Here is a 16,054-nt window from a genome sequence, read left to right as displayed (position 1 = left end):
GCTGATCGACCCGGCGTACTGATCGTCTCCGGCGGCCCGTGGTTCCTCCCGCCACGGGCCGGCCCGGAGCCGCGAAGGGCGGCACCCGTCGATGCGACGGGTGCCGCCCTTGCCGTCCTTGCCCCCGTCCGGACAGCCGGTGCGGGGGCGACGGGTCACTTGCGCATGACCTCGGGCTCGTGCCGGCGCAGCAGCCGGGCCACCAGGAAGCAGCACAGCACGCCGATGAGGACGAGGACACCGATGTTGAGGACCCACTGACCGACGCTGTGGTCCCACAGCGGGTCGGTGTTGGTGGGGTTCTGGGGGTCGAACGGGGCCATGAGGTGGCCGAGGTCGAGGGTGGCCCCGGCCGCGCCGACCGCCCAGCGGGACGGCATCAGCCAGGCCACCTGCTCCAGTCCGGGCTTGTCGAAGATCTGGAACAGCGTCCCGGTGAACACCAGCTGCACGATGGCGAACATGACCAGCAGCGGCATGGTCTTCTCGGCGGTCTTCACCAGTGCGGAGATGACCAGGCCGAACATCATCGAGGTGAAGCCGATGGCGACGATGGCCAGGCAGATCTCGACGGCCGGGGAGCCGATCACGCCCTCGGCCGGGAGCTTGCGGGCCGACAGGCCGATGGCGCAGATGATCACCGCCTGGATCGCGGTGGTCAGGCCCAGCACGATGACCTTGGACATCAGGTAGGCGGAGCGGGAGAGGCCCACGGCGCGTTCGCGCTCGTAGATGACCCGTTCCTTGATCAGCTCACGGACCGAGTTGGCGGCACCGGAGAAGCACATGCCGACCACCAGGATCATGGTGATCATGCCTGCGCTGCTGTTGTACCGCGCGGGGAGTTCGGGCGGCCCCAGGCCGAACTTGGCCGGGATGACGACGCTCACGCCGCCGAGGATCGCCGGCAGCAGCACCATGAGGCCGATGAACCCGCGGTCGGAGGCGATCACGGACAGGTAGCGGCGGATCAGCGTCCACAGCTGCGAGCCCCAGCTCTGGGACTTGTGTATCCGGGCGGGCGCCGCGGGCATGCCGGGGTGCTCGTGCACCGGGTGCGGCATCGCGGCGTCGGCGTCGGCGGCGTAGAGCTGGTAGTGCGAGGAGCCGCGCCAGCGTCCCATCCAGTCGTAGTCGCGGTAGTTCTCGAAGGCGGAGAAGACGTCGGCCCAGGACTCGTACTGGAAGAAGTTCAGGGCCTCCTCGGGCGGTCCGAAGTAGGCCATGCCGCCACCGGGGGCCATGACCAGCAGCTTGTCGCAGAGCGCCAGTTCGGCCACGGAGTGGGTGACCACCAGGACGGTGCGGCCGTCGTCGGCCAGTCCGCGCAGCAGCTGCATGACGTCGCGGTCCATGCCGGGGTCGAGGCCGGAGGTGGGCTCGTCCAGGAAGATCAGCGACGGCTTGGTCAGCAGCTCCAGGGCGACCGACACGCGCTTGCGCTGGCCGCCGGAGAGCGCGGTGACCTTCTTGTCCCGGTGGATGTCGAGCTTGAGTTCGCGCAGCACCTCGTCGATGCGGGCGTTGCGCTCGGCCTCGGCGGTGTCGCCGGGGAACCGCAGCTTCGCCGCGTACTTAAGGGCCTTCTGGACGGTCAGCTCCTTGTGGAGGATGTCGTCCTGCGGCACCAGGCCGATGCGCTGGCGCAGCTCGGCGAACTGCTTGTAGAGGTCCCGGTCGTCGTAGAGGACCTGGCCCTGGTCGGCGGGGCGGTAGCCGGTGAGCGCCTTGAGCAGGGTGGACTTGCCCGAGCCGGAGGGGCCGATGACGGCGACGAGGGACTTCTCGGGGACGCCGAAGGAGACGTCCTTGAGGATCTGCTTGCCGCCGTCGACGGTGACGGTGAGGTGCCGGGCGGAGAAGCTGACCGCGCCGGTGTCGACGAACTCCTCCAGCCGGTCGCCCACCAGCCGGAAGGTGGAGTGGCCGACGCCGACGATGTCGTGCGGGCCGATCGTGACCGTCCCGGACTTGGGGACGGGCTGGCCGTTGACGTAGGTGCCGTTGTGGCTGCCGAGGTCGCGGATCTCGTAGCGGCCGTCGGAGGTGGTGTGGAACTCGGCGTGGTGGCGTGAGACCTGGAGGTCGGAGACGACGAGTTCGTTCTCCAGCGCCCGGCCGATGCGCATGACGCGGCCGGTGTCGAGCCGGTGGAAGGAGGTCGGGCTGCGGTCCGGTCCGGCGGCGCCGCCCTGCGGGGCGACGGGGCCGCCCTGCGGGAAGCCGCCGTGGCCCGCCATGGGTGGGGCGGGCTGGTACTGCTGCTGCGGGAAGGGCGGTTGCTGCTGCGCGACGCCCTGTGCCGGGTTTCCCCAACCGCCCTGGGGAGCGTGGGGGTGCCCGCCGACCGGTGCGCCCTGCGGCGAGGGCCAGGCCTGCGGGGCGGGTGCCTGCGGGGCGGCGTGGTGGTGCGGCGGCGCCACGGCGGGTTCCGGCCGCTGCTGTGCGGCCTGGGCGCCGGAGAAGGCCAGCCTCGGTCCGTCGTGGGCGTTTCCGAGGTGCACGACGGCGCCGGGGCCCAACGGCACCTGCATCAGGCGCTGTCCGGCCTGGTACGTGCCGTTCGTGCTCCCCTGGTCCTCCAGCAGCCAACTGCGGCCGTCGAAACGGACGACGGCGTGGTGCCAGGAGACTCTCGCGTCCTCGATCGCCACGTCGGCCTGCGGATCACGCCCCAGGCTGTAGGTCCGGGACGGTTCGAGCGTCCAAGTTCTTCCGTTCAGTTCCAGTACGAGTCCAGGCACTCCATGCCCCATTACATAGTCCCCCGAATGACGCCCTGTGCCAGGAGTCCAGGGTTGGCGAACATCCCGGGGAACTATTCCAGGCGCAGCGGTGCCAGGGGAAACCAGGGCTGTGGAGACCTGGCGGAGCTGCGGCCCTCGCCGCGGTGCGTTCCGGGCCCCTGCCGCCGTGGGCTCGCGCGCCGTGGGCTCACGGTGCCGCGCCGGGCGCAACGGGCACGGACCGCCGCGCCCGCCGTCCGCCCGCGAGGACGGGGCGGGGGTACGGCAGGGCCCGACGGCGGGGTACGGCAGGGCGTGCGGCGGGGCGCGGTGCGCAGGGCGTGATCAAGGGGCCGGCGCGGTGGGGCGGGCCGGCCCCTACCGGCTCCCGCTGCCGCGGCGGTGCCCGCGCCCCGCTGCCCTCGCTCCCGCCCGCCACCCCGGGGTCCGGATGCTGCGGGAAGGCTCCGGGCAGGTGCCGGTCGTCCGCACGGACGGGGTCCGGTGGGCCTCGCGGCCGGGGCCGGATACCGTTGGGGGCACCATGAGCACACCGCAGACACCGCCTGCCGCCGCCCCGCCGGGCCACGACGTTCCGACCCTGCTGGTAAAGATCTTCGGCAAGGACAGGCCGGGCATCACCGCCGGGCTGTTCGAGACGCTGGCCGCCTTCGGTGTGGACGTCGTCGACATCGAGCAGGTCGTGACCCGGGGCCGCATAGTGCTGTGCGCGCTGGTGACCGCGCCCGGTCCGACCGCCGCCCGCGGGTCGGGCGACCTGCGCGTGACGGTCCACGGCTGGGCCGAGTCGCACGGCCTCCAGGCCGAGATCATCTCCGGTACCGGCGACAACCGGCCGCGCGGCACCGGCCGCTCCTTGGTGACGGTGCTCGGTCACCCGCTGACCGCGGACTCCGTCGCCGGGATCACCTCGGTCGTCACCGGGACCGGCGGCAACATCGACCGCATCTTCCGGCTCGCCAAGTACCCCGTCACCGCCGTCGAGTTCGCGGTGTCGGGAGCGGCCACGGAGGCGTTGCGCACCGCGCTGGCGGTGGAGGGGGCGAACCGGGGCGTGGACGTCGCGGTCAGCGCCGCCGGCCTCCAGCACCGGGCCCGCCGCCTGGTGGTGATGGACGTCGACTCCACCCTGATCCAGGACGAGGTGATCGAGCTCTTCGCCGCCCACGCGGGGTGCGAGGCGGAGGTCGCGGACGTCACCAGCCGGGCGATGCGCGGCGAGCTGGATTTCGAGCAGTCGCTGCACGCGCGGGTAGCGCTGCTGGCGGGGCTGGACGCCTCGGTGGTGGAGGCGGTGCGCAAGGAGGTCCGGCTGACCCCGGGCGCGCGCACGCTGGTGCGGACCCTCAAGCGGCTGGGTTACCAGGTCGGCGTGGTCTCCGGCGGGTTCACGCAGGTGACGGACGCGCTACGGGACGAGTTGGGGCTGGACTTCGCCTCGGCCAACACCCTGGAGATCGTCGACGGGAAGCTCACCGGACGGGTGGTGGGCGACATCGTCGACCGCGCCGGGAAGGCCCGGCTGCTGCGGTCCTTCGCGCAGCGCGCCGGGGTGCCGCTGGAGCAGACCGTGGCCATCGGTGACGGCGCCAACGACCTCGACATGCTCAACACGGCCGGGCTCGGGGTGGCGTTCAACGCCAAGCCGATGGTGCGGGAGGCCGCCCACACCGCCGTGAACGTGCCCTTCCTGGACACCGTGCTGTACCTGCTGGGGATCAGCCGGGAAGAGGTCGAGGCGGCCGACGCGCACCTGGACTGAGCGGAGAGCGGCCGGCCGCCCGGGGCGGCCGGCCGGTGGTGGTCCTCAGGCGTGCGGGGCCCAGAAGTCGGTCAGGTGGCCGACGCCGTGCTCGACCGCCTTCCACGAGCCGGTGAAGGCGACGACGGCGAGCGCCGCGGTGGGGAACCCGCTGCGGTTCATCCGTGCCCCGGCGTCCCCCTCGGCGGTACCGGCCAGGGCGTCGGCGAGGGCGTGCATACCGGGGTTGTGTCCGACGAGCACGAGGTCCGCGACGTCCTCGTCGGTCTCGTTGACCAGGGCGATGAGTTCACCGAGGGAGGCCTCGTAGAGCCGCTCCTCGTAGACGGTCCGGGGCCGGTGCGGGAGTTCGTGGACGGACAGTTTCCAGGTCTCCCTGGTGCGCAACGCCGTCGAGCACAGGGCCAGGTCGGGCTGGAGCCCCTGCTTGGCCAGCCACCGCCCCGCCAGGGGGGCCTCCTTGCGGCCGCGGTCGGCCAGCGGACGTTCGAGATCGGAGTCCTGCGCCCACTCGGCCTTGGCGTGACGGAGCAGGACGATCCGGTGGGGTGTGTCGGCGCTCATACTCCCAGCTTCGCACGAAACCGGGCCTGTGGCTCGGGGCGTTGACGGGCCCCCCTTCTGGGGTGAAGAGCGGGGCGCCAGGGTGACGGATGTGTCGCCGGTGGGGCCGGGGAACGCCCGCCGCCACGCACCCGGGGTCAGCCCCGGCTGAGCAGGAGATGGACGAGGACGGCGAAGAGGTGGGTGAGGCCACCGGTCCGGCTTCCGGTGCCGACGGCCGCGGCGGACTGCGGGGCGAGCAGCGGCGCGAGCAGGGCCGTGAAGGCGAGGGCCGGGAGGACGACCGCCCACCAGGGCAGGGACCTGCCGGTACGCGTCGGGCGCCGGCCCGGTCTCCGTGGGGACGCGGCGGACATGGGGGCTCCTCCCGGGGAGGTCGGTGGCGCCGGCCGGTCGGAGCCGCCCGTGCCGCGGACGCTCCCGCCACCGGCGGACCCGGAACGGCCGGAGAGCCGTCACGTACCGGAACCTACGGCCCGGCGGCCCCCGCGCACATCCGGGAGGACACCCGTCCTTTTCTCAGGGACGACCCCTAGGGCACCCCGGGGGCTGCGCGGACCGCCCGTCGGACGGGGCGCCGCCCGGCGGGAAGGGTGAGGGGTGACGCGCGCCCGCGTCCTTAGGGGTCCTTGCCATATGAGCGTCCGATGAGGTCGCGTGGTCCGGTGCCGTGCATCGCAAGGTGCGATAGCCGCCTGGCGCACCCGCCCGGTCGCCCCGCAGGCGTTCACCGCCCCGTGTCCTATCGTTTTGGGAAATAAATAACGCGCGCTAGCGATCTTCATCATCGCCGCCACACGGTTCGCGCCGGAGAGTCCTCGTAGCGGAGCTACCAGGGCTTTTCGGCAACGCCGCGAGGTGCGGTGCCGGACCACGCGGCCCGGGCGGGCATATGGCAAGTACCCCTGAGGCTCAGGGAGAGGCGATGCTCGCGACGATGGCGACCACCACCGTGACGCCGAGCATCGCGGCGAGCACGAGCAGGAGCTTCTTCTGGCTGTTCTGGGGATGCGGTTCGAGCACTGGCATGGGTTCAGTGTCGCACCGGTGCGGTGTCCTCCACGCGCCGGTCGCGCCCGGCGAGTACACCGAAGACGATCTGCGGCACCATCAGCGCCGCCATCAGGGCGATGGGCTGCCCCCAGCCGCCGCTGTGCTGGTAGAGCGTGCCGACCAGCAGCGGGCCGGGTATGGAGATCAGGTAGCCCACGCTCTGGGCGAAGGCGGAGAGCTTGACGACGCCTGCGGCGCTCCGGGCCCGCATGCCGATCATGGTGAGGGCGAGCGGGAAGGCGCAGTTGGAGACACCCAGCAGCAGCGCCCACGCCCAGGACCCGGCGGCCGGTGCCAGCCACAGCCCCGCGTACCCGGCCAGACCGCACAGGCCCAGGCCGACGGCGAGTGGCCCCTGGTGGCGCATGCGCGCGGCCAGCGGCGGCAGGACGAAGGAGAGCGGGATGCCCACCGCCATGGTGACCGCGAGCAGGACGCCCGCGGTACCGGCCGAGACGCCCGCGTCGCGGAAGATCTGCGGCATCCAGCCCATGGTGACGTAGGCGCCGGTGGCCTGGAGTCCGAAGAAGATCGCGAGGGCCCAGGCGGTGGGCGAGGTGGTGATGCGTATCGGCGCCTCGATTGGGGCACCGGGGGTCGCGGCCGGGGCGGCGGGACGGCGCTGCGGACCCAGCCGGGCCAGGACGGTGAGCCAGGCGGCCACCGCCACGACGGCGAGGACGGCCCAGACCGCGAGGCCGGAGCGCCAGCTTCCGCCGAGGGCGTCGGTCAGCGGCACGGTGGTGGCGGCGGCCAGCGAGGTGCCCAGGGCCAGCGCCATCGAGTAGAGGCCGGTCTTGGCCCCGACGCGGTCGGGGAACCAGCTCTTGATGACGACGGGCAGCAGGATGTTGCTCATCGCGATGCCGGCCAGGGCCAGGACGCTGGCGGCCAGGAAGGCCGCGGTGCCGCCGCCGAAGGGGCGGACCAGGACGCCGACGGCGATCGCGGCCATGCCGGCGCAGACGACGGTGGCGGGGCCGAAGCGGCGGGCCAGCCGGGGTGCCGCCACGCCGAAGGCGGCGAAGCAGAAGGACGGCAGCGAGGTCAGCAGGCCGGCGACGGTACCGCTCATGTGGAGGCCGTCGCGCACCTCCTCCAGCAGCGCGCCGAGGCTGGTGATGGCGGGGCGCAGGTTGAGGGCCGCGAGGACGAGGCCGACGGTCACGATCCGCGGCAGCCACCGCCCGGCCAGGCCGGTGGCCGTCTGCGCGGCCGGTCGCGGCGCGGAGCGGTCGGTCGGGGTGGTGCCTCCGGCGGCGCGGCCGAGGGTAGCGAGGTCGTCGTCTGCCATGGACCCATCATAGAATCATGGGATGAATACGTGTCCAGTCGTCCGCCTGCCGGCCGGCGGGCACGGATACGCTGCTCGCCGCCCCTCCCCCGACGATCCACGGAGTGTGCCCGCATGCCGTTGAACTCGCCCCGGCGCTCCGCCCTCGCCGACCAGGTCATCGCGCAGCTCCGCTCGCAGATCACCTCCGGTGAGTGGCCGGTCGGCTCCCGCATCCCGACCGAGCCCGAGCTCGTCGCGCAGCTCGGTGTCGCCCGCAACACCGTCCGCGAGGCGGTCCGGGCGCTGGCGCACAACGGGGTGCTGGACATCCGGCAGGGTTCGGGCACGTACGTGGTGGCCACCAGCGAGCTGGCCGGGGTGATGAACCAGCGGTTCGCCTCGGCCGACCCGGAGCACGTGGCCGAACTGCGGCGGGCGCTGGAGGCGGAGGCGGCCCGGCTCGCGGCCCGGCGCCGCACCGACCGGGACCTGCGCCAGCTGGAGCTGCTGCTGGGACGGCGGGAGGAGGCGTGGCGCTCGGGCCGGGCGGAGGAGTTCGTGGAGGCGGACGCGACGCTGCACCTGGCGGTGGTCGCCGCCTCGCACAACGAGGTGCTGGCCGAGCTGTACGCGGACCTCGGCGGCGTACTGCGCAGCTTCCTGCGCCGGGACGTGGGCGAGGAGCTGCGGCCCGAGGGCTACATGGACCACGCCGGGCTGGTGGCGGCGATCCGCGACGGCGACGCCGAGCTGGCGGCGCGGGAGGCCGGCGCCCACTCCCCGGGCTGCCTGCCGGTGGGCGGCTGAGCACCCCGGCCGCCCGGGACACGCCGAACGGGCCACCCCGGAACATGCCGAACGCCCGCCCCGTCAGGTGACCGGGGCGGGCGTCAGGTGGAGGCTCAGGCGCCCATCATGTGCACGCCGCCGTCGACGTGCACGATCTCGCCGGTGGTCTTGGGGAAGAAGTCCGAGAGCAGGCCGACGACGCCACGGCCGGCGGGCTCGGGGTCGGTGAGGTCCCAGCCGATGGGGGCGCGGTGGTTCCAGACGTCCGCCAGCTCCTCGAAGCCGGGGATGGACTTGGCGGCCATCGACTTGATGGGGCCGGCCGAGACCAGGTTGCAGCGGATGTTGCGCGCACCCAGGTCGCGGGCGAGGTAGCGGTTGGTGGACTCCAGGGCGGCCTTGGCCACACCCATCCAGTCGTACTTGGGCCAGGCGATCTGGGCGTCGAAGGTGAGGCCGACGACGGAGCCGCCGCGCTTCTCCAGCAGCGGCAGCAGCGCCGTGGTGAGCGACTTCAGGGAGTAGGCCGAGACGTGGACGGCGGTCGAGACGTCTTCCCAGGTGCCCTCCAGGAAGTTGAAGGCGCCCTGCGGACCGAAGGCGATGGAGTGCACCACGCCGTCCAGGCCGCCCTCGTCGCCGAAGTGCTCGGCCACCAGTCCGGGCAGCCGGTCCAGGTGCTCCTGGTCGGTGACGTCGAGCTCGATGACGGGGGCGGGCTTGGGCAGCCGCTTGGCGATGCGCTCCACCAGGGAGAGCCGGCCGAACCCGGTGAGGACCACCTCGGCACCCTCCTCCTGGGCCACCTTGGCGGCGTGGAAGGCGATGGAGTGGTCGGTGAGGACTCCGGTGACCAGGATGCGCTTGCCGGCGAGGATTCCGCTCATGTCGTTCAGTGCCCCATGCCCAATCCGCCGTCGACGGGTACGACGGCTCCAGTGATGTACGCGGCCTCGTCGGAGGCCAGGAAGCGGACGGCGGAGGCGATCTCCTCCGGCTGTGCGTAGCGGCCCAGCGGGACCTGCCCGAGGATGTCGGTGCGCTGCTCGTCGCTGAGCGCCCGGGTCATGTCGGTGTCGACGAACCCGGGGGCGACCACGTTGAAGGTGATGTTGCGGGAGCCCAGCTCGCGTGCGAGGGAGCGGGCGAAGCCCACCAGGCCGGCCTTGGAGGCGGCGTAGTTGGCCTGGCCCGCCTGGCCCAGCAGGCCCACCACGGAGGAGATCAGCACGACGCGGCCCTTGCGGGCGCGGAGCATGCCGCGGTTGGCGCGCTTGACGACCCGGAAGGTGCCGGTGAGGTTGGTGTCCAGGACGGAGGTGAAGTCCTCCTCCGACATCCGCATCAGCAGCTGGTCGCGGGTGACGCCGGCGTTGGCGACCAGCACCTCGACCGGGCCGTGCGTCTCCTCGATCTCCTTGTAGGCCGCGTCCACCTGGGCGGTGTCGTTGATGTCGCACTTCACGGCCAGGAAGCCGGCCGGCGGCTCGCCCGAGCGGTAGGTGATCGCGACCTTGTCGCCGGCCTCGGCGAAGGCGCGGGCGATGGCGAGACCGATGCCTCGGTTGCCTCCGGTGACCAGAACCGAGCGGCTCAAGAGATCACCCTTTCCGTCTGCTGTCCGTCTGTTTCCCCATGAAACTAGCGGTCACGACCCTCTTTCGGAGAATCGGCCCTTCACAGGGGCATCCGGCGCAGACTGTCGGGTCCCTACAGTGGCCGGTGTCCGGAGCCGGTGGTGCCGGGCCCCGCGGGGGCGCGCGGGGGCGGATCGTCGCCCCACTGGGCAGGGGGGCCGCGACGGGGCATGATGCCTCCTCCAGGCGCCGACCCCGGAGGATGCCCGTGCCCGCTCCCTCACCCGCCCCGGACGAGACCTTCACGGCGCTGCCGCTGCGCGCCCTGGCCGACGCAGCCCTGGCCAGGGCCCGGGCGCTGGGCGCCACCCACGCGGACTTCCGGTGCGAACGGGTCCGGTCCGCCGAGTGGCACCTGCGCGACGCCCGGCCCGCCGGTGCCCGGGACGCCACCGAGCTGGGCTACGCGGTGCGCGTGGTGCACGAGGGAGCCTGGGGCTTCGCCTCCGGCGTCGACCTGACCATGGACGCGGCGGCGCGGGTGGCCTCGCAGGCCGTGGCGATGGCGAAGCTGTCGGCGCGGGTCCGGGACGCCGCCGGGGCCGAGGTGGCGGCGGCCTCCCGGGTGGAACTGGCGCCGGAGGAGGTGCACGCGGACGGGGTCTGGGTCTCGGCCTACGAGCACAACCCCTTCGAGGTGCCGGACGCCGAGAAGACCGACCTGCTCGCGGAGTTCAGCGGCCGGCTGCTGGCGGCGCCGGGCGTGACCCACACCGACGCCCGGCTGCTGACCGTCCAGGAGAACAAGTTCTACGCGGACACCGCCGGCACCAGCACCACCCAGCAGCGCATCCGGCTGCACCCGCAGCTGACGGCGGTCTCGGTCCTGCCGGACGGCGACTTCGACTCGCTGCGCACCCTCGCCCCGCCGGTGGGGCGCGGCTGGGAGTACCTGGCCGGCGGCCACTGGGACTGGGACGGGGAACTCGCGCGCATGCCGGAGCTGCTGGCCGAGAAGCTGCGCGCGCCGAGCGTGGAACCCGGCCGCTACGACCTGGTGATCGACCCGTCCAACCTCTGGCTGACCATCCACGAGTCGGTCGGGCACGCCACCGAGCTGGACCGGGCGCTGGGCTACGAGGCCGCGTACGCGGGGACCTCCTTCGCCACCTTCGACCAGCTCGGTTCGCTGGCGTACGGCTCGCCGCTGATGCACGTCACGGGGGACCGCACGACCGAGCACGGCCTCTCGACGGTCGGCTGGGACGACGAGGGGGTGGCCGCGCAGTCCTGGGACCTGGTCCGCGACGGGGTACTGGTCGGCTACCAGACCGACCGCAACATCGCCCGGGCCTGCGGGTTCGAGCGCTCCAATGGGTGCGCCCACGCCGACTCCCCCGCCCATGTGCCGTTGCAGCGGATGGCCAACGTCTCCCTCCAGCCGGCGCAGGCGGGCCCCTCGACCGAGGAGCTGGTCGCCGGCGTGGAGCACGGCGTGTACGTCGTCGGCGACCGGTCGTGGAGCATCGACATGCAGCGGTACAACTTCCAGTTCACCGGCCAGCGTTTCCACCGCATCGAGCACGGCCGGCTGGTGGGCCAGTTGCGGGACGTCGCGTACCAGGCCACCACGACGGAGTTCTGGGGTTCCATGGCCGCCGTCGGCGGCCCCGGGACCTACGTGCTGGGCGGGGCGTTCAACTGCGGCAAGGCTCAGCCGGGGCAGGTCGCGGCGGTCTCGCACGGCTGCCCGTCGGCGCTCTTCGAGGGCGTGAACGTCCTCAACACCGCGCAGGAGGCCGGCCGGTGAGCGCCGCCCGCCGACCGCGCACCACCTGCCCGTCCCCCACCCGGAAGGAGACCCGGTGAGCCGGAACAGCCGTGGCGGCGCCGCACACGAGAGCGTCGAGCGCGCCCTGGAACTCTCCCGCGCCGACGACTGCGTGGTGATCGCCGAGGAGACCTCCTCGGCGAACCTGCGGTGGGCGGGGAACGCGCTGACCACCAACGGCGTCACCCGCGGCCGGCGCCTGACCGTGATCGCGACGGTCGGCGGGGCGCAGGGCACGGCGGCGGGGGTCGTCTCCCGGTCGGCGGTGACCGCCGGGGAGGTGGCGGAGGTGGTGCGGGCCGCCGAGCACGCCGCCAGGTCGGCTGAGCCGGCCGAGGACGCCCGGCCGCTGGTGAGCGGCGTCCCGCTCTCGCCCGACTTCACCGCCGCGCCGGCCGAGACCTCCCCGGAGGTCTTCGACGGGCTGGCGCCCGCGCTGGGCGAGGCGTTCGGGCGGGCCCGCGGCGGCGGCCGGGAGCTGTACGGCTTCGCCCACCACCAGGTGGTCTCCTCCTACCTGGGCACCTCCACGGGGCTGCGGCTGCGCCACGACCAGCCGACGGGGACGTGGGAGCTGAACGCCAAGTCCGCCGACCGCACCCGCTCGGCCTGGGCCGGGCGCTCCACCCGGGACTTCACCGACGTGGACCCGCTGGCCGAGGAGGCCGGCCTGGCCCGGCGCCTGGAGTGGGCCCGCCGGCGCGTGGAGCTGCCGGCCGGGCGCTACGAGACGCTGTTGCCGCCGAGTGCGGTGGCTGACCTGCTCGTCTACCAGCTGTGGTCCGCGGGGGCGCGGGAGGCCGCCGAGGGACGGACGGTGTTCTCCCGGCCCGGCGGCGGCACCCGGGTCGGCGACCGGCTCAGCCCGCTGCCGCTGACGCTGCGCAGCGACCCCGGCGCCGAGGGGATCGCCTGCGCGCCCTTCGTCCTGGCCCACGCCTCCGGTGAACAGGCCTCCGTCTTCGACAACGGCCTGCCGCTGGCGCCGACGGACTGGATGCGCGACGGCCGCCTGGAGCACCTGGTGGCGACCCGGCACGCGGCGCAGGAGACGGGGCTGCCGGTGGCGCCCGCGGTGGACAACCTGGTGCTGGACGGCGGTGGCGACGCCTCGCTGGCGGACATGGTGGCCGCGACGCGGCGGGGGCTGCTGCTGACCTGCCTGTGGTACATCCGCGAGGTCGACCCGGCGACGCTGCTGCTGACGGGGCTGACGCGGGACGGGGTGTACCTGGTGGAGGACGGTGAGGTGGTCGGGGAGGTCAACAACTTCCGCTTCAACGAGTCACCGGTGGACATGCTGGGGCGGGTGGCCGAGGCAGGAGCGACCGAGCGGACGCTGCCGCGTGAGTGGAGCGACTGGTTCACGCGCGCCGCGGCACCGCCGCTGCGGGTGGCCGACTTCCACATGAGCTCGGTCAGCCGCGGCGTGTGAGGCCCGGCCTCGCGGGGGGCTGCGGGGAACTCGGGGGCGGCGGTGGGCCGGGGGTACGTAGACTTCTCCCGCGCCCCGGTCGGGGCGCACCGTCCTCCCGTCTCGGGACCACCGATCCGATCAGGAACGCCATGACACGCCTCGGCGAATCCGTCGCCCGCGCCGCCACCCTGCTCCGTGCCGACCTCTCCCTGGACGCGACCGTCGAGGAGCTGCTGCGGGAGACGGGTGCGCGCCGCTATCTGGACCTGACGGACCTGTCGCCGAAGGAGCAGGCGGAGCTGATCGCGGCCCGAGCGGTGGAGGTGCTGCCCGGTCCGGACGCGCTGGCCACGCGGATCGAGGAGCGCCGGGCGCAGGGCCGCGGGCTGGGCGTCAAGCTCGGTGTGGACCCGACCGCCGTCGACATGCACCTGGGCCACGCGGTCCCGGTGATCGTGCTGAGCCGGTTCCAGCGCATGGGCCACGACGTGACGCTGCTCATCGGGGACTTCACCGCGAAGATCGGTGACCCGACGGGGCGGACCGCGGAGCGCCCGCCGCTCACCGACGAGGACATCGCGGCCAACATGTCCGGCTACCGCGACCAGGTACGGCCCTACGTCGACTTCGACAAGGTCAGCTTCCGGCAGAACAGCGAGTGGCTGGCGCCGTACACCTTCCCCGAGCTGCTGGGTCTGCTGGCGCAGGTGCCGGCCTCGCAGCTGCTGCAGCGTGAGGACTTCCGCAACCGGCTGGCGGCCGGGTCGGGCCTGACGATGTCGGAGCTGCTCTACCCGGTGGCTCAGGGGCTGGACTCGGTGGCCCTGGAGTGCGACGTCGAGCTGGGCGGCGCGGACCAGCTGCTGAACCTGCAGATGGGCCGGCGGCTGATGGAGCTGCGGGGCCAGCAGCCGCAGCTCGTCGTCACGATGCCGCTGATCGAGGGCACCGACGGCAGCGGCGCCAAGATGTCCAAGTCCAAGAACAACTACGTGGGCCTGAACGCCACCGCGGACGACGTGTTCGGCAAGATCATGTCGGTGCCGGACCGCCTGATGGAGCCCTACCTCAAAGCGTGGACGGAGTGGACCGACGAGGAGATCGCACTGGCCGCCGAGCGGGTCGCCGCCCGTGAGCTGCACCCGATGGACCTGAAGAAGGTCCTGGCGGGCGAGGTGGTGGCCACCCTGTTCGGTGTGGAGGCGGCCATGGCGGCCCGCGCCGCCTTCGTCGCGCAGTTCTCCAAGAAGGCCTTCGCCGAGGTCGAGGCGCTGCCTTCGGTGGACCTCGGTGAGCACGGCGGGGAGAGCGTCGCGGCGGTCCTCACCCAGGTCCTCGGTTTCACCCCGAGCGCCTCCGCCGCGCGCCGGCTCGCCAAGCAGAACGCGTTGCGGCTGGTGGTGGAGTCAGACCAGGGCCAGCAGACGGTGGTGCTGGCCGAGGCCGAGGCCGTGCGCCCGCTGGCCGAGGTGGTCGCCGAGAAGCTGGCCGACCACGCCGGCGCCGCCTACCTGAAGGCGGGCCGCAAGCTCGCGGCGGGGCAGGGGCGCTGAGAGGCGCGGGGGGCCCGCGCCCGTCCCTCCGGGGGCGGGCGCGGGCCGCTGCGTCGTTCAGGGCTGGGGGTGGCGGCGGCCCCTGATCGAGGCCCAGCACCGGCTTCCGACGGCGACCACGGCGATGGCGCCGACCAGTTGGAGGACGTGCCGGATCCAGTCCACTCCCCCGGTGTAGCGGACGCCGATGCCGGTGGCCAGCCAGTTGCCGAGGGCACCGCCGATCATGCCGAGGATGATCGTCAGCCAGAGCGGGATGTGCTGTCTGCCGGGAATGAGGGCCCGGGCCACGACGCCCAGGACGAGGCCCACCAGGACGGCCCACAACCAGTTCATGTCGCCTCCCGTGCGGCGGGGGTGTGCCGAGCCGCAGCACCCAGTCTCGGCGGGAGCCGCTGCGACCGCACCTCGGGCCTGCCGCCGCGCCGTCCCCGCTCTCGTCCCGGGCGAGGGCGCGGCGTACCGTGGAGGGGGAGTCGGCGCGGGGTGCGCGCCCGGCGGAGCAGCAGGTGGTGGAGAGCGATGCGGAAGCACGGGAACACGGAGACCTTCCGGATCACGGGGGCCCGCGCGGGCCTGTCGGAGGACGTGCGCGGCCGGCAGCGACGCTATGTGATCTCCATGTCGATCCGTACCGTCTCGGTGATCCTCACGGTCGCCCTGTGGAACATCGAGCGGCCCTTCGCGATCGCCACGCTGGTGCTCGGGCTGGTGCTGCCGTACATCGCGGTGGTCATCGCCAACGCGGGCCGCGAGAACGCGCCCTCGCTGCCGTCGACCTTCATCGCCCGCCCGTTCAAGCCGATGCTGGAGTCCGGGCACGAGCAGGGGGACCGCGCACCGGGTGGTCAGGATGACGAGAAGGGTGCGGGACCGGAACCGGTAGCGGAGTCGGAGCCCCCGCATGAGGCAGCGCACGGCGCTGACCAGAGGTGATGCGCCCGGGCCTCGGCAGCGGGCGGCAAAGCTCAAGAAAAGCTCAGAGCAATCGCGTTCTTCCGTCCCTCCGGTGGACCTGTGCGTGACATACTTCGTACGCGCTCCGCATCCCCCGTCGGAGCGACGGACCGACGCCGGGCGGCTCCCCCCGTGGCTGCCCGGCGTCGTCATGTCTGCGCTTCCCGCCCCGCCCTTCGTGGGCCGGTGGCCGCCGGGGCCTCCGCCCGCAGGCGTGGCCCGACCGCGGGTCGTTAGGCTTGTCGGGTGAACTCCGCGCACTCCTCCTCCCTGCCCGGTCTCCCGGGTCTCCCCTCCGCGTCCTCCGGCTCCTCGGTGGACGCGGCGATCTGCTCGGCGAAGGGCTGCCGGGCCGACGCCGTGTGGGTGCTGGCCTGGAACAACCCGAAGCTGCACACTCCCGACCGCCGCAAGACCTGGCTGGCGTGCGAGGAGCACCGCGAGCACCTCGCCGGTTTCCTGGGGGTGCGCGGCTTCCTCAAGGACGTGGTCGCGCTGGCCGACTGGCCGCAGGAGGGCTGACCCGCC

At 73.1% G+C, this 16,054-nt stretch carries 15 protein-coding genes; 7 read left to right on the top strand and 8 right to left on the bottom strand.

The features are described from left to right. Positions 1–155 precede the first annotated feature (155 nt). Entirely contained in the window at positions 156–2,756 is a 2,601-nt protein-coding gene (locus tag ACFV3R_RS28820) for an FHA domain-containing protein (RefSeq protein ID WP_385589229.1), read from the bottom strand. 514 nt (positions 2,757–3,270) lie between these two features. Here ACFV3R_RS28820 and serB point away from each other — a divergent pair. Continuing rightward, a complete protein-coding gene (serB, locus tag ACFV3R_RS28815) occupies positions 3,271–4,509 on the top strand; it encodes a phosphoserine phosphatase SerB (RefSeq protein WP_385589227.1) in 1,239 nt (412 codons plus the stop codon). A gap of 45 nt (positions 4,510–4,554) precedes the next feature. Here serB and ACFV3R_RS28810 read toward each other — a convergent pair whose 3' ends face one another. The 4 genes from ACFV3R_RS28810 to ACFV3R_RS28795 form a co-directional block, all read right to left on the bottom strand. Beyond that, positions 4,555–5,073 (bottom strand): SixA phosphatase family protein, encoded by a 519-nt coding sequence (locus tag ACFV3R_RS28810; RefSeq protein ID WP_385589225.1) that lies wholly within the window; start codon positions 5,071–5,073, stop codon positions 4,555–4,557. Between the two features lie 137 nt (positions 5,074–5,210). Then, on the bottom strand, positions 5,211–5,429 hold the full coding sequence (locus ACFV3R_RS28805) for a hypothetical protein (RefSeq protein WP_385589223.1): 219 nt from the start codon (positions 5,427–5,429) through the stop codon (positions 5,211–5,213). Positions 5,430–5,985: 556 nt separating this feature from the next. Beyond that, positions 5,986–6,102: an SGM_5486 family transporter-associated protein gene (locus ACFV3R_RS28800; RefSeq protein WP_385589221.1), complete on the bottom strand. Its 117-nt coding sequence runs from the start codon at positions 6,100–6,102 to the stop codon at positions 5,986–5,988. Between the two features lie 4 nt (positions 6,103–6,106). Next, entirely contained in the window at positions 6,107–7,420 is a 1,314-nt protein-coding gene (locus tag ACFV3R_RS28795) for a CynX/NimT family MFS transporter (protein ID WP_385589219.1), read from the bottom strand. Between the two features lie 114 nt (positions 7,421–7,534). Here ACFV3R_RS28795 and ACFV3R_RS28790 point away from each other — a divergent pair, with 114 nt between their 5' ends. Continuing rightward, positions 7,535–8,209 (top strand): FadR/GntR family transcriptional regulator, encoded by a 675-nt coding sequence (locus tag ACFV3R_RS28790; protein ID WP_385589217.1) that lies wholly within the window; start codon positions 7,535–7,537, stop codon positions 8,207–8,209. 95 nt (positions 8,210–8,304) lie between these two features. Here ACFV3R_RS28790 and fabI read toward each other — a convergent pair whose 3' ends face one another. Together fabI and fabG are read right to left on the bottom strand one after the other, a co-directional pair. Beyond that, complete coding sequence (gene fabI, locus ACFV3R_RS28785) at positions 8,305–9,078, bottom strand: enoyl-ACP reductase FabI (protein WP_385589214.1); 774 nt, start codon at positions 9,076–9,078, stop codon at positions 8,305–8,307. 5 nt (positions 9,079–9,083) lie between these two features. After that, positions 9,084–9,788 carry a 3-oxoacyl-[acyl-carrier-protein] reductase gene (gene fabG, locus ACFV3R_RS28780; protein WP_385589212.1) on the bottom strand — a complete coding sequence of 235 codons (705 nt, stop codon included), beginning with the start codon at positions 9,786–9,788 and terminating at the stop codon, positions 9,084–9,086. 242 nt (positions 9,789–10,030) lie between these two features. Here fabG and ACFV3R_RS28775 point away from each other — a divergent pair, with 242 nt between their 5' ends. From ACFV3R_RS28775 to tyrS, 3 genes are all read left to right on the top strand, one after another. Beyond that, a complete protein-coding gene (locus ACFV3R_RS28775; RefSeq protein ID WP_385589210.1) occupies positions 10,031–11,578 on the top strand; it encodes a TldD/PmbA family protein in 1,548 nt (515 codons plus the stop codon). 55 nt (positions 11,579–11,633) lie between these two features. Next, entirely contained in the window at positions 11,634–13,034 is a 1,401-nt protein-coding gene (locus tag ACFV3R_RS28770; protein WP_385589208.1) for a metallopeptidase TldD-related protein, read from the top strand. Positions 13,035–13,165: 131 nt separating this feature from the next. Then, entirely contained in the window at positions 13,166–14,569 is a 1,404-nt protein-coding gene (gene tyrS, locus ACFV3R_RS28765) for a tyrosine--tRNA ligase (RefSeq protein ID WP_385589206.1), read from the top strand. Positions 14,570–14,626: 57 nt separating this feature from the next. On the opposite strand, the gene ACFV3R_RS28760 is transcribed toward tyrS, so the two are convergent. Then, on the bottom strand, positions 14,627–14,905 hold the full coding sequence (locus tag ACFV3R_RS28760) for a GlsB/YeaQ/YmgE family stress response membrane protein (RefSeq protein ID WP_385589204.1): 279 nt from the start codon (positions 14,903–14,905) through the stop codon (positions 14,627–14,629). 186 nt (positions 14,906–15,091) lie between these two features. On the opposite strand from ACFV3R_RS28760, the gene ACFV3R_RS28755 reads away from it, so the two are divergent. Together ACFV3R_RS28755 and ACFV3R_RS28750 are read left to right on the top strand one after the other, a co-directional pair. Then, the gene (locus tag ACFV3R_RS28755) at positions 15,092–15,505 is read left to right on the top strand and encodes a DUF3099 domain-containing protein (protein ID WP_385589202.1); all 414 of its coding nucleotides are present in this window, start codon (positions 15,092–15,094) and stop codon (positions 15,503–15,505) included. A gap of 291 nt (positions 15,506–15,796) precedes the next feature. Further along, positions 15,797–16,048 carry a hypothetical protein gene (locus ACFV3R_RS28750; protein ID WP_385589261.1) on the top strand — a complete coding sequence of 84 codons (252 nt, stop codon included), beginning with the start codon at positions 15,797–15,799 and terminating at the stop codon, positions 16,046–16,048. Positions 16,049–16,054: the final 6 nt, after the last annotated feature.

The organism is Streptomyces sp. NPDC059740, assembly GCF_042733155.1.
In the GTDB taxonomy this organism is placed as follows: Bacteria; Actinomycetota; Actinomycetes; order Streptomycetales; family Streptomycetaceae; genus Streptomyces.
Note: the sequence above shows the minus strand (reverse complement) of the source record. Positions and strands in the feature narration are given on the sequence as shown.